Source organism: Kribbella sp. NPDC026596, from assembly GCF_040638415.1.
GTDB lineage: Bacteria > Actinomycetota > Actinomycetes > Propionibacteriales > Kribbellaceae > Kribbella.
This window is the reverse complement of sequence record NZ_JBEZYF010000017.1, coordinates 79,578-102,392: the sequence shown is the minus strand read 5'-3', so window position 1 is coordinate 102,392 and position 22,815 is coordinate 79,578. Positions and strand designations below refer to the sequence as shown.

Below are 22,815 nucleotides of genomic sequence, written 5' to 3'. Positions count from 1 at the left end.
CGCAGATGAGCGAGAGCAGCAGCCCGAACGACGACCTCGGAGCCCTGGCTGAGCGGGCCCAGGCGGGCGACAAACACGCGATGGACGACCTGCTCCGGCTGGTCCATCCGCGCGTCCTGCGGATCTGCCGCAGTGTGCTGCCGTACTCCGCGGACGCCGAGGACGCGGCCCAGGAGGCCCTGCTTAACATCGCCACCAAGATCAACACGTACTCCGGCCGGAGCAGCTTCTCCACCTGGGTCCACTCGGTCGCGGCGAACTCGGCCCGCTCGACGTACCGCAAGCTGAAGCGCACCGCCCAGGCCGCGCACAACCCGGAGACGATGGAGAGGCCGGACCCCCGGACCACCAGCGTCATCGCCGGCACCCGTCTGGACCTCCTCGAAGCCCTCGAAACCCTCGAACGCGACCGTCCCCAGATGGTTACCCCGCTCGTCCTGCGCGACGTCTACGGCCTGTCCTACGAGGAGATCGCGGCCGTGGTCGGCGCACCGCTGGGCACGGTGAAATCGCGCATCCACGACGCCCGCGAGGTCGTCCGCCCGCTGCTGCGCCCCAAGGACTGACCGCACGGGCCTGAGAACTGGCCCGGTCCAGTAATACGCTCGCGGACATGTCGAGCGGGGGGCTGCTGCGCAACGGGGACTACCTGAAACTGCTGAGCGGTCAGACGATCAGCTCGCTCGGCTCGGCGATGAGCACGTTCGTCTTCACCCTGCTCGCCATGGCCATCTCCGGCTCCCCGGTCCAAGCCCTGGCGGCCACCCACGGGCGGCAGTACATCGCGTCCCTGACCGGAGCGCCGCTCGGTGGCCTGCTCTACTCGGTCGGCCGGGTCGTCCCGGTCGCGGTCGACGCGCTTTCCTACCTGGTCGTGACGGGCCTGCTGGCGACGATCCGCCGGCCGCTCCCAGCGGCGAAGCCCGACGGCGATGCCCACGAGCCGATGCTGGGCGCGATCCGGTCCGGGCTGACCTGGATGCTGCGACAGCCGGCGCTTCGGACGAACGCCGTGGTCGCGACGGTCTTCAACTTCGCGGCCACCGGCACCCTGCTCGTCCTCATCCTCAACCTGCAGCAGCACGGCGTCCGGGTCCAGAGTGCCTTCGTCTTCCTGGCGACCAGCACGAACCCGCTGGCACCGTTCGCCGGCGGTCTCCTGCTCGCGACCCTCGGTGCCCGCTGGGCGCTGCTGATCTTCGGTGGATTGCTCACCCTGGGAGCCGTGTTGCTCACGGTGAGCCGATCGATCCGGTCGATCCCGCTGCTTTCGGCGGTGGAGCCCCTCCCGTAGGCGGCGGGCGTGTGCTCAGATGGGGTCATGAAGAAGCTCATCAACGAACCTGGTGATGTTGTGAGTGAGGCGCTGCGGGGGATGGAAGCAGCGCATCCGGATCGGTTGCGGGTGGATCACGAGAACCGGATCGTGTACCGCAAAGACGCACCGAGGTCGGGCAAGGTGGGACTGATCTCCGGTGGTGGGTCCGGGCACGAACCGATGCATGGCGGGTTCGTCGGACTCGGGATGCTGGACGCGGCCTGTGCGGGTGAGGTGTTCACCTCGCCGGTGCCGGACCAGATGATGGCGGCGACCAAGGCGGTCGACGCGGGCGCCGGCGTACTGCACATCGTGAAGAACTACACCGGCGACGTGATGAACTTCGAGATGGCCGCCGAGCTGGCTGCCGCCGACGCCGGTACCGAAGTGCTGTCGGTCGTGACCAACGACGATGTCGCCGTCCAGGACAGCCTGTACACGGCCGGCCGCCGCGGCGTCGGTGTGACTGTGCTGCTGGAGAAGATCGTCGGCGCGGCCGCCGAAGAGGGCCGTCCGCTGCAGGAGGTCGCGGACCTGGCGAACAAGGTCAACGACAACGGTCGCAGCATGGGCATGGCGCTGACGTCGTGCACCGTCCCGGCGGCGGGCAAGCCGACGTTCGAGCTGGCCGAGAACGAGATGGAGGTCGGCATCGGCATCCACGGCGAGCCCGGCCGGCAACGGTTGCCCTTGGCACCGGCGCGCGAGATCGCCGCCATGCTCGTGGACCCGGTGGTGTCCGATCTGCCTTACCAGCAAGGCGATTCGGTCATTGCCTTCGTCAACGGCATGGGCGGTACGCCGCTGATCGAGCTCTACCTCATGTACAACGAGGTCGCCCAACTGCTCGCCCGGGCCGGCATCACCGTGGCCCGCTCGCTGGTCGGCAACTACATCACCTCGCTGGAGATGGCCGGCTGCTCGGTCACCCTGCTCAAGGTGGACGACGAACTGGTACGTCTCTGGGACGCACCGGTGAACACCCCCGGCCTACGCTGGGGCGCGTGAGCATGGGAGTAGACAACTTCGTCAACTGGCTGCGTGACGCCGCGGTGGTGCTGCACGACAACGCGGCGTACCTGACCGAGCTGGACTCGGCGATCGGTGACGCGGACCACGGGGCCAACATGGACCGTGGGTTCCAGGCGGTGATCGCGGTGCTGGACGAGACCAGCTTCGTGTCGGTCGACGAGCTGATGAAGAAGGCCGGGATGACGCTGGTCAGCAAGGTCGGCGGAGCGAGCGGGCCGTTGTACGGCACGTTCTTCCTCCGCTTCGGGACCGCGCTGGCCGGCGCCGACCTGACCCCGGCGACGATCGGCGCGGCCTTCCGGGCCGGTGTCGGCGGGATCCTCCAGCGCGGTAAGGCCGAGCTCGGCGACAAGACGATGTACGACGCCTGGGCACCGGCCCTGGACGCGTACGACGCCGCCGTCGCGGGCGGATCGGATCTCGCCGGTGCCCTGACTGCGGCCGCCGAGGCAGCCGCCAAGGGCCGCGACGCGACCGTGCCACTGGTGGCGCGGAAGGGTCGCGCGAGCTACCTCGGTGAACGCAGCGCGGGTCACCAGGATCCGGGCGCCACGAGCACCACACTGCTGCTGGAGTCGGCTGCTCGCACGCTCGCATGATCGGGATCGTGGTGGTGTCCCACAGCCACGCGCTGGCTGTGGCGGCGGTCGGGCTGGCCTCGGAGATGGTTGCTGAAGACAAGCGACCGGTGATCGCGATCGCGGCCGGGCTGGACGAGACCACGTTCGGCACGGACGCGATGGCGGTCTCCGAGGCGATCACGACCGCCGACAGCCCGGACGGCGTACTGGTGCTGCTCGACCTAGGCAGCGCCGTACTGAGTGCGGAGCTGGCCTTGGAGTTCGTCGATCCCGACGCGGCCGAGCGGGTGCGGTTGTCGAGCGCTCCGCTGGTCGAGGGCCTGGTCGCCGCGGTGGTGACCGCGTCGACCGGTGCCTCGCTGGACGCCGTCGCGGCCGAGGCCGAACGCGGGCTGGCCGGTAAGAAGGATCACCTGGGTGACGCCGGGGCTGTTGAGCCTGGGGTGGTGGCCGCGACCGATCAGACGGTGGAAGTTGTCGTCGGCAACGAGCACGGGTTGCACGCGCGCCCGGCGGCCCGACTGGTCGGCCTGGTCAACTCCTTCGACGCGACGGTCACCATCACGGACCTCGATACCGGGCGCGGGCCGGCCGATGCCGGAAGTCTGAGTATGGTGGCGACGCTGAATGCCCAGCTGGGGCACCGATTGCTGGTCGGCGCCAGCGGGCCGCAGGCTGCCGAGGTGCTGGAGGCGATCACCAAGCTCGCCGCCGACAACTTCGGCGACGCCGCCGAGCCGCCTCTGTCCGCCGGTGTGTCGGCCCCTGGCGGGTCCGGGCTGGATGTGGCGATCGGGCCGGCGGTGATCGCAGGTGTGGCGGTCGAGCTCGGCGACTACGTTGCCGGGGACGACGAGCTGGGCCGGCTCGACGCCGCCCTCGCCGAGACAGGTGACGAGCTCCAGCAACTCCGCGACGCCAACCCCGAGCACGGCGGCATCTTCGAGGCGCATCTCGCGCTGCTGAACGATCGCACGCCGCTCGAGTCGATCCGTGCGGCGATCACCACGGGTGCGCCCGCGCCCGTCGCGTGGAAACAGACCTACGACGAGCTGGCGGCAGCTTTCGAGGGGCTGGACGATGCCTATCAGCGAGAACGGGCCCAGGACGTCCGGGCTGTTCGTGATCGGGTCCTTCGGGCTCTCACCGGAGATCGGACCGAGGACAGATCGGCCGGCGGCATCCTCGTCGTGGCCGAGCTGGATGCGGCGACCGCGGCGACTCTGGATGCGACGCGGATCGACGGGATCGCCGTACGGGCGGCCGGGACGACCGGGCACGGGGTGATCGTGGCGCGGTCGCGCGGGATCCCGTTGATCACCGGGATCGGGGATGTCGACGTACCGGCGGGGGCGATGGTCGCGTTCGACGCGCGGGTCGGGTCGTTCCAGGTCGCGCCGGACGAGGACGCCGTACGGGCGACGATCGCCGAGCGGCAGGGGGAGCGCGAACAAGCGCTGGCGCGGGCCGATGAGCCGGCGACGACTGTGGACGGGCGAACGATCGAGGTGCTCGTCAACGTCGGCGTCGTCCAGGACGCCGTGGATGCGCGAGGGGCCGACGGGTCCGGGCTGGTGCGGACCGAGGTGCTGTTCGGCGATCGGCGGACCGCGCCGACCGTGGATGAACAGGTCGAGGTCTTCCGGGCGATCGCGCGAGCCCTGGCCGGGAAGCCGATCACGATCCGGACCTGGGACATCGGTGGCGACAAGCCGCTGCCGTTCCTGCCGCAGGCTCAGGAGGCGAACCCGTTTCTCGGCGAGCGCGGGCTCCGAGTCTTCCGGCGCCGTCCGGAGCTGCTCCGCGATCAACTCGAAGCAGTACGGCGGGTTGCCGCCGAAACACCGGTGCATGTCATGTTCCCGATGGTGACGACGGCCGACGAGGTCGCGTGGGCTTTGGACGAGCTCGGCGACCGGACCGGCCTGGAGGTCGGCATCATGGTCGAGGTCCCGGCGGCCGCGCTCCGGATCGGTACGCTCGCCGCCGGGCTGGACTTCGTCAGCATCGGCACCAACGACCTCACCCAGTACACGACCGCTGCCGACCGTACCAACACCGCGGTTGCTCCGCTCGCCGACGGCCTCGACCCGGCCGTACTGCAACTGATCGACCACGTGGTCCGCAACGCGGGCGTCCGCGTCGCAGTCTGCGGTGACCTCGCCAGCGATCCGCAGGCCGCCGTACTGCTGGCTGCTCTCGGGGTGGACGAGCTCAGCGCGGTCGGTCCGCAGGTCCCACTGGTGAAGGAACGGCTACGACAGGCAGACCTCAGCGCGGTCGACACTGCCGCAGTGCTGGCGGCACGGGACGCTGCTCAGGTGCGCGGCTTGCTGTAGTAGCGCAGCTCGACCAAGTTGAACCCGGAGGTGCGTTCGGGCTTGGCGGGGAGGGTGTAGGTCTCGCCGGGCTCGAGGTAGGTGACGTCCGGGTGGTCCAGGTCAAGGTCGACGACGAGGGCCGGGTAGGCGCCGGTGTGCCAGGTGTAGGACTCGCCCGCGTCCGGAGTGACGTGCTGGACGCGTACGTCGTCCTCGTCGACGACCACCTTGGCCGGGATCTCACCGACCTGCTCGAAGCCTGCATCGGCGGGGACGCCCGCGACCGTGAAGTGCGGGTCGCCGGAGGCCTCCTCACCCAGGTCGAGCACCTCGATCAACCGGTTGAGATACAACGCGTCGCCGTCGTTGGTCAGCATGTGTACTGGCGACACCGGACGATAGACCGAACCACCGACGGTCTCGCTCAGGTGCCGGGCCGGACTGCCGTCGAGCCAGTCCATGTGACACGGAGACGTGGACAGGCACAGGACGACGTACGGGTTGTGGTGCAGGTGCCAGCCCTGAGCCTCGCCTGGCGCGAGTGAGACCTCCCAGACGCGGACGCGGGAGTTCTTCAGCAGCACGCGGGTCCCGATCTCGCCGAGGACGACCTCGGTCCCGTCGGGGGCGGCGACGGTGGTGCCTGCGGTCATGCTCTCTCCTCGAGATCTATCGGGCGTTCCATGGCGACGCCGCCGAGGACGACGCCGTCGGGCATGGGTAGTTCAACGGACTCCACCTCGGTGAAGCCGAAAGCCTTGTAGAGCGGTACGCCGGGCAGCGTGGCCATCAGTGCGAGCTGGGTGAACCCCTCGGCCCGGGCCGCGTCCACACAGGCGGTCAGGATCGCTCGGCCGAGTCCACGCCGGGTCCAGTCCGCGCGGACGAACATCGCGCGGATCCGGGCCGGCTCGGTCGCCGGGTCCAGGAGCCGTCCGTCGGCTCCCGCCGTACTGGCGTTGAACAGCTTGTTCCGCCGGCTCCACCCACCGCACGCGACGATCTCACCGGCCGCCTTGTACACGTAGTAGGTCCCGTCGTCGATCAACGCGGTGTCCAAGGTGGTGATGTGTTCAGCGGCGCTAGCGGTCTGCACGTCGTCGTAGTACGCCGGGAACACCTCGCGCACCGAGGCTCGCGCCAACTCCGCGATCGCCGCCCCATCCGCCCCCACCGCCACCCGCAACCTGGCCTCCACGCCCCCAGGCTAGTTGATGTCCAACTGCAGGAAGCCTCCCGAGTAGGTCGGGCGCAGTGCGGCTGGTGTTCTCAACGGCGGACCCACTGCTCGCCGTCTTCGGACACCTGCGGGAACGACGTGATCCGAAGCCGTGCGGCACCCATCGGGATCAGTGTGACCGTCTCGACCGGCTCCTCCGACCGGGCCGGACTCGGCTGCAGCAGTCCGACCACATCCTCGGTGTCGGTCTCCCACTCCGGGATCCGCCGAGCCTTGGTGGTCAGAGCGAGCGGGACACCCGCTGGGGTGAACGGATCCGCTCCCGGCTCGGCATCACGCCGTACGACGTCGAACTGCGCGCCGGCCAGGAGGCCATAGTTCCAAGGGGATTCCGGGTAGACGGCCAGCTCTGGCCAGGCGTCGGTCCCGCCGATCCGCTCGTACCGTTCGTCGATCGCCAGTGAGTACGTCAACGGACCGCGGTCCACGGAGATCGAGTCCTGGTTGTCCGTCCACACCCGAGTGGTGGTCCGCATCGGCAGTACCAGCTCCACGCGATCACCCGGCCGCCAGGTTCGGTCGAGCTTGATCCATCCACCCTCGGCCCGGGCCCGCACCCGCTCCGAGTTCACCGACACCGAGAAGTCGTGAGCCCAGCCGGGAAGCCTTAGATAGAAGGGGAATCGAGTACTGCGTCCAGCCTGCAGAGTGAACGTGATCGCGTCGGAGAACGGGTACTCCGTGTCCTGCACAATGCTGACCGTCTCCCCCGCACCCGCACCCACGCGCGCGGTCACCTTGCTCGCGGCGTACATCGACGCGGCCAGTCCGTTGTCGGTGGTCGCCAGCCAGAGCTCCTGCGCGTAGTACGGCCAGCCCATGCCGTAGTTGTGCGGACAGCACCGGTACTGATGGACGCCGTACTTGTAGGCCTGCATGGCGAAGCCGTTCTCGAACTGCCCGTGCTTCGGCCGGTCGTCGAGCTGCACGCTGTTGGCGCACGTGATGTAGTGCATCACCTGCTGCTGCGGGTCGTACGACGCCGGCAGCGAGTTGAACGCGAGCTCCTCACACCGGTCCGTCCAGGCCGTGTCACCGGTGAACCGGGTCAGCAGTTCGCAGCTGTGCATCAGCTCGACGATCCCGCAGGTCTCGAACCCCTGCCGTGGGTCACCGAACCCGGGCCGCGAGTTCTCGTCCCCGGCGAACCCACCACCCGGGAACTGACCGTAGAGTCCCATCACTGTCGCATAGTTCCGGTACGTCGCGGCGCGGTACTTCTCGTCGCCGTCCAAGAGCCAGTACTGCAGCGGCTCCCGGAATCCCTGCGCCAGGTTGACGTTGTGCCAGTTGGGAATGCCGGTGGTGTAGTCGGCCGAGCCCGTGTGCATCTTGGTCACCAGGTCGAGCAGCCACTGGTCACCGGTGCGGTTGTACAGCCAGTACGCGCTGTCGATGTTGTCGCCCCAGCGGAAGGCACCCCAGGAGCGGTTGAACACCTCGGCGGGCTGCCTGTTCTGGAACTGCAGGTACTTCGTCATGAACGGCACGACCCGCTCGTCACCGGAGTACTCGTACCAGGACCGGAACGCGGCCAGCAACGGCATCCCAGGCCAGAAGTCTGGACCGTTCTCCAATGAGGACCGCAGGCGCTCCGGGCCGAACCAACCGTCCGGAGCCTGGGTGGCGAGGATGCCATCGATCCAGCGCTGGGTCCGGGTCAGTACGCCGGTGTTGCCGGTGACATACCCGAGATCGCCGAAGCCGCGGAGCCAGTACGGCAGCTCCTCCCAGGCGCCCTGGGCGGGATCGACCCAGCCGTTGGTGTCGTAGACCAGGAAGTCCGAGATCTCGTCGTACCGGCCGCAGAGGCCGTCGACCTGGAGCTCGAGCTGCCGCGCCAGCCAGCCACGCGGTTCGATCGCACCGGGCGGGAGCTTCTGGAACGGGACCGGCCGCAGCGGCGCGCGCTGCGGGACGTAATGACCGCCCCGGGTGGCGGGCAGTGGTTCGGGCATAGCGATGCCTTTCGGAAGGCGGAAAAACCGCACACGTTTTCCGTCGCTGACAACGTAGGACAGCGCGCCGCATCGGTCCAACTCGGCTTCACACCGGACGCCCGCGGCCGCGCACTCTCGTCCGGCCGGACGTACACCGTCGCGCTGCTGACCACCGACAGCTCCGGTCGCTTCAGCATCCCGATCATGCGTGGAGTTGAGGACGTGCTCAGTGCGGGCGAGCTGGCCACCGTTCTCTGCGACACCCGTGACGATCCGCTCCGCGAGCAGAGTTACCTGCGTTCGCTGGTGGCCCGTGGCGTCGACGGCATCGTCGTCACGGGCCGACGGACCGAGCCTCGGCCGCCGATCGACGTACCCCTGCCCGTCGTCTACGCGCTCGCCGCCTCGACCGATCCGGCGGACGCCTCGGCGTACTGGAACTGCCGGCCCAGCTGGTGACGCGGGAGTCGACGCTCGGCTCGTGATCAGGGCCGACGGCGCTCCTCGCGCTGCGGCCGGGACGCCCAGCGGTAGGTGAAGTAGACCCAGGCAAGCGCCGGCAACCCGAAGATGGCCGCGGCGATCTCGCGCCCGAAGACCAGCAGCACCAACCCGGTCAACGCGAACGGCAGCGCCATCCACACGGCCCCGACGAACGCCGCCCAGCGCCACCTGCCGGCCTTCCGCGGCTCCGGCTTGTACAACGACGGCTCCGGCAACCCCGCAAAGATCGGCTGCAGATCGGCCCGCGTCACAGCGTCGTTCAGCCGATCGACCCGACGATGCAACTCGTCCTCATCCAACCGCCCGACCGCGAACTGCTCAGCCAACTCGTCCGTACAGACCCGCCGCTCCTCATCGGTGAGCCGCAACTGAGCCATCCGCCGCCGTGCAGCCGCGGCCCGAGCTTCCTGTCCAGCCGCGGCAGCAAGACCCATCAGCTCGCCGGGCTTCACCGGGCGCCGCTCCGCCATCCCCTCACCTCACTCGTCCCTTCGAGTGTGCCAGACACGTAGAAGCGGCTTCGACGTCGTGGGAAATGAAGTCAGCGCCCGGGTCTCCGGTCAGCTGAGGGCGGCCGGGAGGGTCTGGGTCCACGCGGTGCGCAGCTCGGTCAGCGGCACCTCGAACTGGTCCTGTACGTCCAGCGAGTCACCCGTGATCACGCCGATCTTCGCGTGCGGGAAGCGACGGGCCGTGCACATGTCGGTGAACCGGACCTCTTCGGTGCGCGGTACGGCGACAACCGCCCGGCCGGCCGATTCCGCGAACAGGAACAAGAACGGGTCGAGCCCGTCCGGCGCCCACACGCGCGCACCCACGTCGCCACGCAGAGCCGACTCGACCAGCGTCTGCGCGACACCGCCGTCGCTGACGTCGTGCGCCGCGTCGATCAGGCCGTCGCGGGACGCGTTGATCAGGATGTCGGCCAACTGCTGCTCCGCGGCCAGGTCGACCGCCGGCGGCCGTCCACCGAGGTGACCGTGGACGACGTGCGCCCACTCCGACCCGGACAGCTCCTCCTCGGTCTCACCGAGCAGGTACAGCTGGTGGCCCTCCATCTCGGCCGTGAAGCCGATCGGCGTACGGCGGGTGACATCGTCGATGACACCGAGGACGCCGACCACCGGGGTCGGCAGGATCGGGGTCTCACCGGTCTGGTTGTAGAACGACACGTTGCCACCGGTGACCGGGATCCCCAGCTCGATGCAGCCGTCGACAAGACCGCGGATGGCCTCGGTGAACTGCCACATCACGCCCGAGTCCTCCGGCGAGCCGAAGTTCAGGCAGTCCGTCACCGCGGCCGGCCGGGCGCCCGTGGTGGCCACGTTCCGGTAGGACTCGGCCAGCGCGAGCTTCGCGCCGGTGTACGGGTCGAGCTTGGCGAAGCGTCCGTTGCAGTCGGTCGACACCGCGACCCCGAGGCCGCTGGTCTCGTCGACCCGGATCATCCCGCTGTCCTCGGGCTGCGCGAGCACCGAGTTGCCCAGCACGTAGCGGTCGTACTGGTCCGTCACCCAGGACTTGTCACACAGGTTGGGCGACGCGACCAGCCGCAGCAGGGTGTCCCGCAGCTCCGCGCCACTGGTTGCTCGCGGCAACTTCTCGGCGCCGTCGGCCTGCAGCTCGTCCTGCCAGACGGGACGCTCGTACGGGCGGTGGTAGACCGGACCCTCGTGCGCCACAGTCTCCGGCAGAACGTCCACGACGCGCTCGCCGTGCCAGTCGATCTCCAGCCGGCCGGTGTCGGTCACCTCACCGATCACATCGGCCTGGACGTCCCACTTGGCGCAGATCTTCAGGAACTCCTCGACATTGTCCGGAGTGACGCAGGCCATCATCCGTTCCTGCGATTCGCTCATCAGGATCTCTTCGGGCGACAGCGAGGCATCGCGCAGCGGCACCTTGTCCAGCCAGACGCGCATGCCCCCGTCGCCGGCGCTGGCCAGCTCCGAGGTCGCGCAGGACAGTCCGCCACCGCCGAGATCCTGGATGCCTTCGACGACCTTGGCGGCGAAGAGCTCGAGCGTGCACTCGATCAGCAGCTTCTCCATGAACGGGTCGCCGACCTGGACCGCCGGACGCTTGGTCGGGCCGCCTTCGGCGAAGGTCTCGCTGGCCAGCACCGACACTCCACCGATCCCGTCGCCACCGGTCTTGGCGCCGTACAGGATCATCTGGTTGCCGACGCCGGTGGCGTTGGCGAGGTGCAGATCCTCGTGGCGCATCACACCGATGCAGAGCGCGTTCACCAGCGGGTTGCCCAGATACGTCGGGTCGAAGACGACCTCGCCGCCGATGTTCGGCAACCCGAGGCTGTTTCCGTAGCCGCCGACGCCGGACACGATCCCCGGCAGCACGCGCTTGGTGTCCGGGGCGTCCAGCGGACCGAAGCGCAGCGGGTCCATCACCGCGACCGGGCGGGCACCCATCGCGATGATGTCGCGGACGATGCCGCCGACCCCGGTCGCCGCACCCTGGTAAGGCTCGACGTACGACGGGTGGTTGTGCGACTCGACCTTGAACGTGACGGCGTACCCCTCGCCGATGTCGATGACGCCCGCGTTCTCGCCGATCCCGGCCAGCATCTTCCCGGTCGGCGTCTCCTGCGGAATCTCGCCGAAGCGCTTGAGATGCACCTTGGACGACTTGTACGAGCAGTGCTCGCTCCACATCACCGAGTACATCGCCAGCTCACAGCTGGTCGGCCGCCGGTCCAGGATGTCCCGGATCCGCTGGTACTCGTCAGGCTTCAGTCCGAGCTCCGCCCAGGGCTGCTCGACGTCAGGGGTGCTCGTGGCGTTGCTAACGGTGTCGGTCGACACTTCAGGACTCCTGCACTAGGTGGGACTCAGGTGAAACGGTAGCTGGCTGCTCGGAGGCCACGAGGTGGGCCACCAGCAGTGGAGCGGCGAAGCCGGTCATGATCGCGGGGAGGGTGACGCCGGCGTCGTTGAGGAGCATGCCGATGAGGCCGCAGGCCGACAGCGCGAGCAGAGTGGGGCGGATCATCGGCAGACTGGTGTAGAAGGTGCGGTACGCCGGGAACGGGACCCGGTCCGGCAGCACGGTGGCGAGCATCGCCAGCACCACGCCGACGAGCATCGCCCAGCCCGCCGGACCGGTGAAGTACTGCGCGGCCATCTCCAGCTTGCGGATCAGTACGTCGCTCACGTCACCGTCCAGCAGCCGGGCCACGAACGTGCCGAAGTGACTCCGCTGGTCCGGCGGCCGCAGATAGTCGAGGAAGGCAACAGCGGAAACCGCGAGTACGCCGGTCACGCCGACACCGATCAGTGCGCGCCAGGAGATGTTGCCCCGCCAGGTCAGCCAGGCCATGAGCAGCACGGCCGGGGTCAGCGCGAGAATGCCGCCGAAGTCGGTCCCCCAGCCCGGTCTGCCGTCCACCACGATCGCAGCGCCGCCGATAGCCAGCACAGCAAGCGCAGCCTGCACTCTGCTCTTGTCGATCAGCTTCTGCGCGACCCAACCGGCGGTGACGAGCGCAGCGACGGCGAGCGTCGCGAAAGTGGAGTTGCCGAAGCCATAGAATCGTCCACCGACCACGGGCCCGTCGGCGAACATGCTGCCGAACTGCAACGGTGTCCCCAGTACGCCGTCCACCATCAGGATCGCGTACGCCGCCACTGTGATCCCCAGGAACGCATAGCGCTTCAGCAACACCTGCGTCACGGCCGCGAACAACGCGCTGATCCCGAGAACCACGCCGTACAAGGAGAAACCAGGCGCCGGCCACCGCCACCACACGGTCGCCGTGGACAGGAATGCCGCGATGAAGAACCCGCCCTGCGTCAGCAGCGTGAAGACGAACGTACGCCGGGACCGCGGACTGCGCGTGATCCAGAACCACGCCAGCGCGAGAAGCTCCGCGGCCAGGATGGTCATCGACACCGCGACCAGCACCGGACGTGGCTGCTCGAACCGCTGGTTGGCGTCCAGCCGGTTCTCGATCACCGCGTCCGCGTTGGTGTGCACGGGACCGGTGAAGTGGATCTCGTTCCCGTCCAGCGGTCCGGGCTTCGCCGAACCGGCCGGGTCTACCTCCTTGGCCTCTCCGCGCAGGACAGTCGCCGTGATGTCGGTCAACTGGATCAGACCGGGCCGACGGGTCGAATCGCTGGTCAGCCAGCGCGGACCGTTGTCCGGCGGCAGTTGCATCGCGACGAGCGGCTCCTGGTGGGCCGTAGCCGTCTCCTGGCTGATGCCCACGAGCAACACCCACCCACCGGCGGCCCGAGCCTGCGCGACGAGGTCGGCGACGTGCTTCCTAGCCTCCGCCCGCCCCTCTCCGAGCGGCAACGCCCCGGCGTCGACGATGGCATCACCACACGCGGTGCTGGCGAGCTTGAGCGGATTGAAGTCCGGAGTCCAGTTGGAGACCGAACCATCGGGCTTCGCCACTGCGATCGCCGCGCCAGGGCCGAATCCGCACACCCGGTCGCGACTCGCACCGAGGCGGCCGATGGGGGCGCCGGTGTGGTGCTCTGCCTGGCGGTCGACGTACGTCTGCCAGTCGGCGACCTTGCCGTCGCTCACCGCGGGCAGGTCACCGCAGGGCTGGTCGGCCACGCTGCCCCACGCCCGGGTGCCCGCGCTGATCGTCAGCCAGCCATCCACCGGGCAGGTGTGCGGGCCGGCGGTCTTCACTGTGATCGAGCCGACGTGGGACTGGTTCACCAACGCGGTCAGCTCGGCTGAAGCCTTGACGTCGTTCCAGGTCAGGCCGGGTACACCGATCACCACGACCTTGGCCATCAGGCTCGCGGGCTGCGCGTTCGCCGTACTCGCGCCGACGAGCAGGACGGCCGCGGTCAGAATGAGGGTGCGGCCCAGGAGGCGCCACAACCCGGTGCAGCTCATCAGCTGGAGACGACGGCCTTCAGCACCGAGGTGAAGAAGCCCAGGCCGTCCGTACTGGGGCCGGTCAGTGTCTCGACGCAGTGCTCCGGGTGCGGCATCAGGCCGACCACGTTGCCCCGCTCGTTGGTGATGCCGGCGATGTCGCGGTACGAGCCGTTCGGGTTCTCGTCCAGGTAGCGGGCGACCACCCGGCCCTCGCCCTCCAGCCGGTCCAGGGTCGCCTCGTCGGCGACGTACGAACCGTCCTGGTTCTTCAGCACGATCGTGATCTCGTGGTTGGCGTCGTAGTCGCTGGTCCAGGCGGTGCGGTTGTTCTCGATCCGCAGCGGCTGGTCCTTGCAGATGAACTTGCGGTGGTGGTTCTTGATCAGGGCACCGGGCAGCAGGTGCGACTCGCACAGCACCTGGAAGCCGTTGCAGATCCCCAGCACCGGCAGGCCTTCGCCGGCCTTCTTGATGATGGTCTCCATCACCGGGGCGAACCGGGAGATGGCGCCGGCGCGGAGATAGTCGCCGTACGAGAAGCCGCCCGGCAGGACGACCGCGTCGACCCCGTGCAGGTCGGCGTCGCCGTGCCAGAGCGCGACCGCCTCGGCACCGGCCACCGCGGCCGCGCGACGGGCGTCGACGTCGTCCAGCGAGCCCGGGAAGGTGACGACCCCGATCTTCACTGCTCGTTCTCCACGTGCAGCGTGAAGTCCTCGATCACCGAGTTGGCCAGCAGCGTGTCGGCGGCCTTACGGATCTCGGCGACCCGTTCCTCGGTCGCCTCGCCGTCCAGGGTGATCTCGAACCGCTTGCCCTGACGGACATCGGCCACGCCGTCGAAGCCGAGCCGACCGAGCGCGCCGTGCACCGCCTTGCCCTGCGGGTCGAGGATCTCGGGCTTGAGCATGACATCGACGACAACGCGAGCCACTGACTTACTCCAGGTCTCGTTCCGGGGTGACGCCTGAATCCTACCGAGTGCGCGCCAGAACGCCGCATCGCGGACTATTCACTCAGTACATATACGCAGTGTATAGTCGCGGCTATGGCTACCGCCGAGCTCGTCCTGGGGCTGCTTTCGGCCGGCCCGGCGCATGGGTACGACGTGAAGCGCGGCCACGACCTGTGGTTCCCCGACAGCCGGCCGCTGGCGTTCGGGCAGGTGTACACGACCCTCGGGCGGCTGGAGCGTGACGGGCTCGTCGAGGTGGTCGAGAAGACGTCCGGCGGCGGACCGGACCGGACTGTCTACGCACTGACGACCGAGGGCCGCGACCACCTCGCGGACTGGCTGAACGATCCGGTGCCGCCCGCCTGGGGCAGTGCGGACGAGGTACTTCGCAAGCTCGTCGCCGCGATCCGCACCGGTGGTGACGCGACGGCGTTCCTGGCCCGGCAGCGCGCAAGCCACCTGCGCCGGATCCGCGAGCTGCGGGAGACCCCGGCCGAGGACGACCCGACGTCACCACTGGTCCGCGAGTACATCGTGGCCCACCTCGACGCTGACCTCCGCTGGCTGGACAGCGCACTGGAACACATCTCCGACCAGAGAGGCTCATCATGACCGTGTTGATAGCCGCGCCTCCGGCGCGCGGGTCATGGGGCCTCCCATGACCCAGCCCCAGGTTGCCCTTGAGCTCACCGGCATCAAGTACTCGTATCGCCGCAACACGGCGCTGCGTGGTGTCAGCCTCCAGATCAAGGCCGGCGAGGTGGTCGCGATCACGGGTGCGAGCGGCTGCGGCAAGTCGACTCTGCTGCACTGTGCGGCGGGCATCCTCAGCCCGCACTACGGCACCGTCCGGCTGGCCGGCCAGGACGTGACCGCTCTTCCGGAGGCGGAGCGCGCACGGCTCCGGCGTACGAAGGTCGGGATCGTGCTGCAGTTCGGCCAACTGGTGCCGGACCTGTCGCTGCTCGACAACGTCGCCTTGCCACTGCTCCTCGACGGCCACGAGCGTGCGGAGGCGCAGGAGACCGCACGGGGCTGGCTGGAGCAGGTGGGCATCGCTGATGAGGCGGAAGCCGTTCCGGCCGAGTTATCCGGAGGTCAGACGCAGCGGGCGGCCGTGGCCCGAGCTCTGGTCACCGGACCGTCCGTCGTACTGGCTGACGAGCCCACCGGCAGTCTGGACAGCCGGGCCGGGCAGGAGCTGCTCGACGTGTTACTGAAGTCCGCCCGATACCGCGGCGCCGCACTGCTGATCGTGACCCACGACAACCTCATAGCGGCCTCGGCGGACCGTGAGATCAGGCTGCGTGACGGCGTGATCCAGCACGAGGTAGTGCTCTGATGACACTCGAGACGCTGGTGAGACTTGCCCGCTCGCGCACGCCTGCTGACCGCAGCCGCATCCAGCTGGCCACTGCGGCGCTCGCGTTCAGCGGTGCGCTGCTGCTGGGTGCGCTGCGCATCGTCCGGCTGGGCAAGAACGAGCTGCCGAAGGCCATCTACAGCAACTACGTCGCCGAGAGCGGACTGCGCGCCGGACTGATCGCGATCCTCGTGATCATCGCGCTGCTCACCGGCGGCCTCGCCGTTCAGGCCCTGCGGCTCGGTACGGCGGCGCGCGAACGGCGAATGGCCGCACTGCGACTGGCTGGCGCGTCCAGCAAGCAGGTGCGACAGCTGTCCGTGACCGACGCGGCCATGGCGGGCTTGGCCGGCGGACTGCTCGCGGGACCGGTCTATCTGGTGCTCAGCCTGCTACTGGGGTTGCTGCCGAGGATGGCCCAGCTCCTCCCCGGAGCCGAGCTGGTGGACGTGCTGATCTGGATCCCGGTGGTCGTGATCACGACTGGTGCGGGTGCGCTGATCGGCAGCCTGCTCCACCGCGACGACCTGCTGCCTCGCGAGGAGCACCCGGCCGAGCCGACGCGCACCGGCATCATCGCGGGTCCGCTGATGATCGTCCTCGGCCTCGCCACGGCTCGCTGGCTCGGGTACGTCGCGTCGACTGCCCTGGTTGTCGGATTGGCGCTGTGTTTCCTGAGCCTCACCCCGATGTGGATCCGGATCGTCGGCGCCCGGCTCAAGCGATCCAACGACCCGGCCAACCTGCTGACCGGCATCCGGCTGGTCACCGACGCGAGATCATCGGCCCGGATGGCGATGCTGCTCGGCTGCTGCGGGTTCCTGGTCGGCACCCTGGTCAACGGGCTGGTGTCCGTCCTGGCGTCGCGGGACGTGTTCTACGAGCCGGCCTTCTACGCCACAGGTTTCGGGATGAGTGTTCTCGGCCTGCTGGTGGTCGTCCTGACCGCGATGGCCGCACTGATCGTCGGCGTGGCCGACCAACTGGTGGACCAGCGCCGCCAGTTCGCCTGCCTCACCGCACTCGGCGTCGACGTGCGCTTCCTGCGCCGCGTCATCCGCCGCCAGCTCACCGCGATCGCCGCACCGGCGCTCGCCACCGGACTACTCCTGGGCGCGGTCCTCGGCCTCGCCCGACTGGTCGGCGGAGCGATCGATCCGTTCACGCCGACCCTGATGATCACCGCCGCCGCCCTGACCGTCGGCGGCTGGCTGCTCGGCCTGCTCGGCGGCGCCGCTGCCGGATTCCTACTCCGCAACCAACTCCAGGACGCACTAGATCCCGAGAACCTGAGGGCAGCTTAATGACTGTGCTTTTGGCCAGGCCTTCGGCGCCGGCAGGGTCACGGGGCCTTGACTCCCGGCCTTCCCCCGTCGCTCCAGTCGCTTCGCTCCCTCCGCTCCTCAGTCCAGGCCGGGAGGCCCCATGACCACGACGACCTCGATTCCCTTGGCGGTCCGGCCGCCGTTCCTGCTAGGCGTTCCCAACCGGATCACGTTGGTTCGCACTGTGGTGGCGATGGTGATCGCGGCGATCGCCTTCCGCAGTGGGCTGCTGAGTTGGCTGGTGGTCGGCTACGCCGCCTACTGGCTGGGGGATATGGCTGACGGTGCGGTGGCGCGCTACCGGAACGAGGAGTCCGTGGCCGGTGCGGTGTTCGACATCGTCTGCGACCGGGCCTGCTCGTTTCTGCTGGCGGCCGCGTTCATGGCCACGTTTCCGGCGACCATCGGCCCACTGGCGATCTTCCTGGTGCAGCTCGGCGTACTGGACACCATGCTGTCGCTGGCGTTCCTGCTCTGGCCGGGCACGCTCAGCCCGAACTACTTCTACAAGGTCGACCGGCCGATCTGGATCTGGAACTGGTCCAAGCCGGCCAAGGCGGTGAACACCGCCGCCGTGGTGATCTCGCTGATCGTCGCGCACCAGACCGGCGCGCAGTGGCTGCCGTACTCGATCGCGCTCGCGGCGTGCGTGGTCAAGGTGATCTCGTCGTACCGGCTGATCGCGATCCTGCGCGGACGGCGGTCCGCCGTACCCGGTCAGCCCTGACCGTGAGTGTCAAGGGTGCGAGGGAGCCGGTCGGGCGGGGCCCTGGTTCGTCCCGGGAGTGGGGCTGAGTTGCGTGGCAACGTTGGTTGCGACGCATAGCCTCGGAGTCATGTGGGTCTGGCAGCTTGCGCTGGCGGTGGGCTTCGGGATCGGGTCCGCCGTCGTACCGGTGATGAACGCGGAGGCGTACGTCCTCGGTGTCGGCGTCTCCGGCGCGCTGGACCCGGTGGTGGCGGCGATCGGGGTGTCGATCGGGCAGACCATCGGCAAGGTCGCGATGTTCCTGGCCGTCCGCTACCGGCCCGGGTACGCCGCCCGGAAGGCCAAGGAGCCGAAGTCGGTCAATCTGGAGACGCGCTGGGGCCGGTTCGTGCAGTGGAACCGCGATGTCAGCAAGCGGCTCCTCGACGCGATGAGCGACCGGCGCTGGGGCATTCCGGTCACCCTGCTGAGCGCGTTCGTCGGCATCCCACCCCTGTACGGCGTCGCCCTGATCGGCGGCGCCTCCCGGATGGGCGTCCTCACGTTCGCCCTCTCAGTCCTAGCCGGCCGCGCCGGCCGCTTCATCCTCCTGGCCTTAGGCGTCGGCCTGTTCTAGCCCTCGCCGCCCTCTCCGACCCCGGCCGCTTCCCCCTACCCCGCCGCCGAAGGCGGCGGTTCTTAGCTTTTGAACTTCCGGCCGGTCAGCTGCTCGTAGGCCCCGACGTACGCATTTCGGGTGCGCTCGACGACCTCATCGGACAGCGGCGGCGGGGCCTCACCGGAGTGGCGGTCCCACCCAGACTCGAACTGCAGCCAGTCGCGGACGATCTGCTTGTCGTACGACGGTTGCTGCTTGCCCGGCGCCCACTGGTCGGCCGGCCAGAACCGGCTCGAGTCCGGCGTCAGTACCTCGTCGGCCAGCACGATCGTCCCGTCCGCCCGCGCACCGAACTCGAACTTCGTGTCGGCCAGGATGATCCCGCGCTCCTCCGACATCACCCGCGCCCGGCTGTAGACGTCCAGCGTGAGGTCCCGCAGGGCAGCCGCCGTGTCCGCGCCGACGGTCGCCACGACAGCGTCGTACGAAACGTTCTCGTCGTGCTCGCCGAGGTCGGCCTTGGTCGCCGGCGTGAAGATCGGCTCGTCCAGCCGGGAACCCTCGACCAGCCCCGACGGCAGCGGGATCCCGCAGACCGCGCCGGTCGCGTTGTAGTCGAGCAGACCCGAGCCGCTCAGGTACCCACGGGCGACGCACTCGACCGGGAACATCTCCAGCTTCTCGCACACCACCGCCCGGCCCGCGACCTCCGCCGGTACGTCGGTGGAGACGATGTGGTTCGGCACGTCCAACTGCTCGAACCACCACAGGCTCATCGCGGTGAGCACCTTGCCCTTGTCCGGGATGTGCGGCTGCAGGATCCAGTCGAACGCACTCATCCGGTCGCTCGCGACCATCAGGAGATCGCCGGACTCGAGCTCGTACAGGTCCCGGACCTTGCCGGAGTGGATGTGCTTCGCACCGGAAATCTCGGGCGCCTGCGGAGGTGTGATCACACCGGCGATTGTTCCACCTTGCTTCTCGGCCTCCGCAGGGACACCAGCTTTCCGCCGAGGCGGAACAGTCCGTCGCGGACCGCGCAGACCACCCGGTTCTCCAGCTGGCCGGCTCGTCCGATGCTCCGGGATCGCCTGACCAGCTTGGTGGTCGCGGGACGGCGCTCGGCGTCGTATGCGGCGAGAGCAGCGCTCAGAGCGCCGCTCTCTGCCGAGAGCGCCGTGGGAGCGGTGCTCTCGTTGGAGAGCGGGGTCGGAGCAGTGCTCTCGGTGAGGTGGCGGGCGAGGGCGCCGGCGTCCTCGATCGCCGAGCAGGCGCCGCGGCCGAGGTTCGGCGTCATCGCGTGAGCGGCGTCCCCGAGCAGCACGACGCGACCATGGGTGAACGGGACCAGCGGCAGCGCGAGGTCATAGATGTCGTTCTGCAGCACGGTCGCGGAGCCTGCGAGCAGCTTCGGGATCGGGTCGTGCCAGTCGCCGAACGCCTTCGTGACCGCAGCATGGTCGCCACCTTGGCCGGCGCGCTGGTTCGCGGTCGCGTACCAGTAGATGCGGCCGTCGATCAGCCGCGCGAACCCGAACCGCTGCCCCCGTCCCCAGGTCTCGCCGCCGCCGTCGTCGGTATCCACGTCCGCAATCCCCCGGTACGCCGTGTAGCCGGAGTACTGCGGGCCCTTGTGCTCCGGGTGCAGCGCGGACCGGATCACACTGCGGAGCCCGTCGGCGGCGACGACCAGATCTGCGCGCAGCTCCTCGTCAGCGCTCCGGACCGACACGCCCGAGTCGTCCTGCTCGACGCCGGTGACGGTGAACCCGGTCCGAACGGTGACGGCCGGGCCGAACTCGGCCGTGATCAGGTCGTGCAACTGCGCCCGGTGGATCATCACCGGGATCTCGACACCGAGATCGGCCGCCTCGACGACCCAGCGACCGTCGGGCTTGCGCATGCCGGCCGGCTTCGACACTGCGGCCGCCTTCTCGACGCCCTTCACCCCGAGCTCCTCGAGGACGGCGACCGCCGACGGCCAGACCGAGATCCCGGCTCCCACCTCACCCAGCTCCGGAGCGCGCTCCAGGACTGTGACCTGCCACCCGCACCGCTGCAGTGCGACGGCCGCCGTGACCCCGCCGATGCCCGCTCCCACCACGATCGCCGTACTCATGCGCAGTACTCTACATCTGTAGAGTCTGGTTGGGAAGTGCGAGGATGGCCGCCGTGACGAAGCAGGTACCACTGGGCACGGATCGCCAGGACGCCATCGCCGACGCCGCGATCCACCTCGTCGCGACCCGCGGGCTGCGCGGGCTGACCCATCGCGCCGTCGACGCGGAAGCCGGTCTGCCACCGGGCTCCACGTCGTACTACCTCCGCACCCGCAACGCCCTCCTCACCGCCTGCGTGAACCGAATGCTCACCCGGGACGTCGGCGGCATGTCCACGCCGGATGGCCTGGACGTACCGCCGTTGGAGTTGATGGTGGGGATGACAGTTGGGCTCGCGCGGGATCGGCCGGACGATCTGATCGCGCGGTACGAGCTGTCGCTCGAGGCGAGCCGTCAACCGGAACTGCGGGCCGCGATCAACGAAGGCGGCCGGCAGTTGCGGGCGCTGCTGGCCCAGTTGCTCGACGGGCTCGGCGTACCCGATCCGTCGGAAGCGGCATGGCCGGTCGCCGCGATGATGGACGGGCTCCTCTACGACCGGGTCGCCGGGGCGGGGGCAACGCTTTCACCAGAAGCGTTCGAGGCCGGCGTACGGCGTTCTGTCACGGCACTGATCGAGGGGCTCAGAACCGGTCGGTGAGGGCGACGAAGGTGAAGTAGCCGACGCCCACCACCATGCCGACGTGGCCGAGCAGCGACAGGCCGGCGCCGGAGCCCCAGGCGTCACCCTGGGCGTCCTCCGAGTGTTTACCGCCGCTGGGCAACCAACGGGCCAGGAGCAACAAGCCGACGATTGCCAACAGCCACCATCCGGCCAGCACCACCAGAGCGATCGCGCGCTGATCGGTGACCAGGGCAACGACCCACCCCAGCAACGTCAGAACACCAACGATGGTGTGAACTCGCAGCAGAGAGGCGGAGTATCCCGCCCGCCCGGCACCGTGACCGGTGCCATCCACCACTGTTCCGCCGAGGCGGACGCGCGTCAGCAGCACGACGACCGCACCAAGGGCGGTCAGGAACCAGGTGACGTTCGACCATTCCACGCACCGATCCTTACCCCACCCCACCCCCTCGCGAACCGTAAGCCGCGTGTCGTAACCCTCCGTCGCCACAGTCCGCCCCACTTGGTTGCCACTCCCACCCCACTTTGTGCACCACTCCTCACCACCAGACCGCTCACATGCGGACCCCATGCACAAAGATGTCCAGAACGCCCGACGGCCGGCGCGGGATGCCCGGCGTGGGGGTGCCCGACGGGCCCAAGTGTCCGCTCGGGGCCCGCCGGGCTGCTTGTCCGGTTGGGTCGATTGATCCGCATCCTGCTACCGGGTTCGGTGCGGGTGCGTTCGGGCTGGGTCAGCTCGTTTGGGTTTGGCCGTTCGAGTTCTGGGTGCCGGTGCCGGGCTGCGTGCCTTGCCCCTGGCCGGTGTTGCCGTGGCCCTGGCCCTGGAAGGTGCCCTGGCCTTGGCCGGTTGAGCCTTGCCCCTGGCCGGTGTTGCCTTGGCCGGTTGAGCCTTGCCCCTGGCCGGTGTTGCCTTGGCCGGTTGAGCCTTGGCCCTGACCGTTGCCCTGGCCCGTGTTGCCCTGGCCGGTGCCTTGGCCCGGGAACTGGCCTTGGCCCGGGAACTGCCCGCCGCCGGGGCCGCCGAACTGGTTCTGCTGGTTCGAGCCACCATCCGACGCGTGGCCGACCGCCAGGCCGCCGAGGAACGCCAGTACTGCGAGCACCGAGCCCGCACCCGCCATCATCAGGTTGCTCGGCCGCCCACCGCTCTTCCCGCCCCCGTCCACAGCCGAGCCACCCTGCGCCGCCACACCAGCCGCGGACTGCTGCGCCGGACCCGCAGTCGACTGGGGTGGCGCACCTCCAGGCGACGGGGCCGCTGCACCTGGGGTGAACTGCGGCCCTACGCCGCCGGTGGACTGCGGTCCTGCAGCACCGG

The 22,815-nt window shown here is 69.1% G+C and carries 24 protein-coding genes and 1 pseudogene; 13 read left to right on the top strand and 12 right to left on the bottom strand.

Annotated features, from left to right (window positions below; all coding sequences use genetic code 11):
• The first annotated feature begins 5 nt into the window (after positions 1 to 5).
• The 6 genes and pseudogenes from AB0E63_RS16750 to AB0E63_RS16725 all read left to right on the top strand — a co-directional run bounded on the left by AB0E63_RS16750 (position 6) and on the right by AB0E63_RS16725 (position 5,270).
• Positions 6 to 566 carry a sigma-70 family RNA polymerase sigma factor gene (locus AB0E63_RS16750; RefSeq protein WP_360366289.1) on the top strand — a complete coding sequence of 187 codons (561 nt, stop codon included), beginning with the start codon at positions 6 to 8 and terminating at the stop codon, positions 564 to 566.
• 47 nt (positions 567 to 613) lie between these two features.
• Positions 614 to 1,294 carry a hypothetical protein gene (locus tag AB0E63_RS16745; protein WP_360366287.1) on the top strand — a complete coding sequence of 227 codons (681 nt, stop codon included), beginning with the start codon at positions 614 to 616 and terminating at the stop codon, positions 1,292 to 1,294.
• Positions 1,295 to 1,321: 27 nt separating this feature from the next.
• On the top strand, positions 1,322 to 2,326 hold the full coding sequence (gene dhaK / locus AB0E63_RS16740) for a dihydroxyacetone kinase subunit DhaK (RefSeq protein ID WP_360366285.1): 1,005 nt from the start codon (positions 1,322 to 1,324) through the stop codon (positions 2,324 to 2,326).
• Positions 2,327 to 2,328: 2 nt separating this feature from the next.
• Positions 2,329 to 2,949, top strand: a complete 621-nt coding sequence (dhaL, locus tag AB0E63_RS16735) for a dihydroxyacetone kinase subunit DhaL (protein ID WP_360366383.1) — start codon at positions 2,329 to 2,331, stop codon at positions 2,947 to 2,949.
• Positions 2,946 to 3,326: pseudogene (gene dhaM, locus AB0E63_RS16730) on the top strand (dihydroxyacetone kinase phosphoryl donor subunit DhaM); the annotation flags it as partial. The gene dhaL and the pseudogene dhaM, both read left to right, overlap by 4 nt.
• Before the next feature lie 48 nt (positions 3,327 to 3,374).
• Positions 3,375 to 5,270: an HPr family phosphocarrier protein gene (locus AB0E63_RS16725; RefSeq protein WP_360366381.1), complete on the top strand. Its 1,896-nt coding sequence runs from the start codon at positions 3,375 to 3,377 to the stop codon at positions 5,268 to 5,270.
• On the opposite strand, the gene AB0E63_RS16720 is transcribed toward AB0E63_RS16725, so the two are convergent.
• The 3 genes from AB0E63_RS16720 to AB0E63_RS16710 all read right to left on the bottom strand — a co-directional run bounded on the left by AB0E63_RS16720 (position 5,249) and on the right by AB0E63_RS16710 (position 8,450).
• Positions 5,249 to 5,905, bottom strand: coding sequence for a hypothetical protein (locus AB0E63_RS16720; protein WP_360366283.1), 657 nt, complete (start codon positions 5,903 to 5,905; stop codon positions 5,249 to 5,251). The two genes, AB0E63_RS16725 and AB0E63_RS16720, sit on opposite strands and share 22 nt — an antisense overlap.
• Positions 5,902 to 6,450 carry a GNAT family N-acetyltransferase gene (locus AB0E63_RS16715; protein WP_360366281.1) on the bottom strand — a complete coding sequence of 183 codons (549 nt, stop codon included), beginning with the start codon at positions 6,448 to 6,450 and terminating at the stop codon, positions 5,902 to 5,904. Before AB0E63_RS16715 ends, AB0E63_RS16720 begins: the two co-directional genes overlap by 4 nt.
• 71 nt (positions 6,451 to 6,521) lie before the next feature.
• Positions 6,522 to 8,450, bottom strand: coding sequence for a beta-L-arabinofuranosidase domain-containing protein (locus AB0E63_RS16710; protein ID WP_360366279.1), 1,929 nt, complete (start codon positions 8,448 to 8,450; stop codon positions 6,522 to 6,524).
• A gap of 186 nt (positions 8,451 to 8,636) precedes the next feature.
• Here AB0E63_RS16710 and AB0E63_RS16705 point away from each other — a divergent pair, with 186 nt between their 5' ends.
• Positions 8,637 to 8,891: a hypothetical protein gene (locus tag AB0E63_RS16705; RefSeq protein WP_360366277.1), complete on the top strand. Its 255-nt coding sequence runs from the start codon at positions 8,637 to 8,639 to the stop codon at positions 8,889 to 8,891.
• A gap of 26 nt (positions 8,892 to 8,917) precedes the next feature.
• Here the strand turns inward: AB0E63_RS16705 and AB0E63_RS16700 are convergent, their stop codons facing one another.
• From AB0E63_RS16700 to purS, 5 genes are all read right to left on the bottom strand, one after another.
• Entirely contained in the window at positions 8,918 to 9,406 is a 489-nt protein-coding gene (locus tag AB0E63_RS16700; protein WP_360366275.1) for a DUF1707 domain-containing protein, read from the bottom strand.
• 90 nt (positions 9,407 to 9,496) lie between these two features.
• Entirely contained in the window at positions 9,497 to 11,758 is a 2,262-nt protein-coding gene (purL, locus tag AB0E63_RS16695) for a phosphoribosylformylglycinamidine synthase subunit PurL (protein WP_360366273.1), read from the bottom strand.
• A gap of 1 nt (position 11,759) precedes the next feature.
• Positions 11,760 to 13,814, bottom strand: a complete 2,055-nt coding sequence (locus AB0E63_RS16690; RefSeq protein ID WP_360366271.1) for a hypothetical protein — start codon at positions 13,812 to 13,814, stop codon at positions 11,760 to 11,762.
• Positions 13,814 to 14,485 (bottom strand): phosphoribosylformylglycinamidine synthase subunit PurQ, encoded by a 672-nt coding sequence (purQ, locus tag AB0E63_RS16685; RefSeq protein ID WP_360366269.1) that lies wholly within the window; start codon positions 14,483 to 14,485, stop codon positions 13,814 to 13,816. The genes AB0E63_RS16690 and purQ overlap by 1 nt, the downstream gene beginning before the upstream one ends.
• The gene (gene purS / locus AB0E63_RS16680) at positions 14,482 to 14,733 is read right to left on the bottom strand and encodes a phosphoribosylformylglycinamidine synthase subunit PurS (protein ID WP_360366267.1); all 252 of its coding nucleotides are present in this window, start codon (positions 14,731 to 14,733) and stop codon (positions 14,482 to 14,484) included. The genes purQ and purS overlap by 4 nt, the downstream gene beginning before the upstream one ends.
• A gap of 114 nt (positions 14,734 to 14,847) precedes the next feature.
• On the opposite strand from purS, the gene AB0E63_RS16675 reads away from it, so the two are divergent.
• The 5 genes from AB0E63_RS16675 (at position 14,848) to AB0E63_RS16655 (ending at position 18,767) form a co-directional block, all read left to right on the top strand.
• Positions 14,848 to 15,366 (top strand): PadR family transcriptional regulator, encoded by a 519-nt coding sequence (locus AB0E63_RS16675; protein WP_360366265.1) that lies wholly within the window; start codon positions 14,848 to 14,850, stop codon positions 15,364 to 15,366.
• Positions 15,367 to 15,412: 46 nt separating this feature from the next.
• A complete protein-coding gene (locus AB0E63_RS16670; protein WP_360366263.1) occupies positions 15,413 to 16,096 on the top strand; it encodes an ABC transporter ATP-binding protein in 684 nt (227 codons plus the stop codon).
• Complete coding sequence (locus tag AB0E63_RS16665) at positions 16,096 to 17,421, top strand: hypothetical protein (RefSeq protein ID WP_360366261.1); 1,326 nt, start codon at positions 16,096 to 16,098, stop codon at positions 17,419 to 17,421. The genes AB0E63_RS16670 and AB0E63_RS16665 overlap by 1 nt, the downstream gene beginning before the upstream one ends.
• Positions 17,422 to 17,542: 121 nt before the next feature.
• Positions 17,543 to 18,169, top strand: a complete 627-nt coding sequence (locus AB0E63_RS16660; RefSeq protein ID WP_360366259.1) for a CDP-alcohol phosphatidyltransferase family protein — start codon at positions 17,543 to 17,545, stop codon at positions 18,167 to 18,169.
• Between the two features lie 109 nt (positions 18,170 to 18,278).
• Positions 18,279 to 18,767: a hypothetical protein gene (locus AB0E63_RS16655; protein WP_360366257.1), complete on the top strand. Its 489-nt coding sequence runs from the start codon at positions 18,279 to 18,281 to the stop codon at positions 18,765 to 18,767.
• Between the two features lie 62 nt (positions 18,768 to 18,829).
• On the opposite strand, the gene AB0E63_RS16650 is transcribed toward AB0E63_RS16655, so the two are convergent.
• Both AB0E63_RS16650 and AB0E63_RS16645 read right to left on the bottom strand, forming a co-directional pair.
• Complete coding sequence (locus AB0E63_RS16650) at positions 18,830 to 19,705, bottom strand: phosphoribosylaminoimidazolesuccinocarboxamide synthase (protein WP_360366255.1); 876 nt, start codon at positions 19,703 to 19,705, stop codon at positions 18,830 to 18,832.
• Positions 19,702 to 20,868: an FAD-dependent monooxygenase gene (locus AB0E63_RS16645; RefSeq protein WP_360366253.1), complete on the bottom strand. Its 1,167-nt coding sequence runs from the start codon at positions 20,866 to 20,868 to the stop codon at positions 19,702 to 19,704. Before AB0E63_RS16645 ends, AB0E63_RS16650 begins: the two co-directional genes overlap by 4 nt.
• A gap of 53 nt (positions 20,869 to 20,921) precedes the next feature.
• On the opposite strand from AB0E63_RS16645, the gene AB0E63_RS16640 reads away from it, so the two are divergent.
• Positions 20,922 to 21,509 carry a TetR family transcriptional regulator C-terminal domain-containing protein gene (locus tag AB0E63_RS16640; RefSeq protein WP_360366251.1) on the top strand — a complete coding sequence of 196 codons (588 nt, stop codon included), beginning with the start codon at positions 20,922 to 20,924 and terminating at the stop codon, positions 21,507 to 21,509.
• Here AB0E63_RS16640 and AB0E63_RS16635 read toward each other — a convergent pair.
• Both AB0E63_RS16635 and AB0E63_RS16630 read right to left on the bottom strand, forming a co-directional pair.
• Positions 21,493 to 21,915: a hypothetical protein gene (locus AB0E63_RS16635; protein WP_360366249.1), complete on the bottom strand. Its 423-nt coding sequence runs from the start codon at positions 21,913 to 21,915 to the stop codon at positions 21,493 to 21,495. The two genes, AB0E63_RS16640 and AB0E63_RS16635, sit on opposite strands and share 17 nt — an antisense overlap.
• Before the next feature lie 313 nt (positions 21,916 to 22,228).
• Positions 22,229 to 22,663 carry a hypothetical protein gene (locus AB0E63_RS16630; protein ID WP_360366247.1) on the bottom strand — a complete coding sequence of 145 codons (435 nt, stop codon included), beginning with the start codon at positions 22,661 to 22,663 and terminating at the stop codon, positions 22,229 to 22,231.
• Positions 22,664 to 22,815 lie beyond the last annotated feature (152 nt).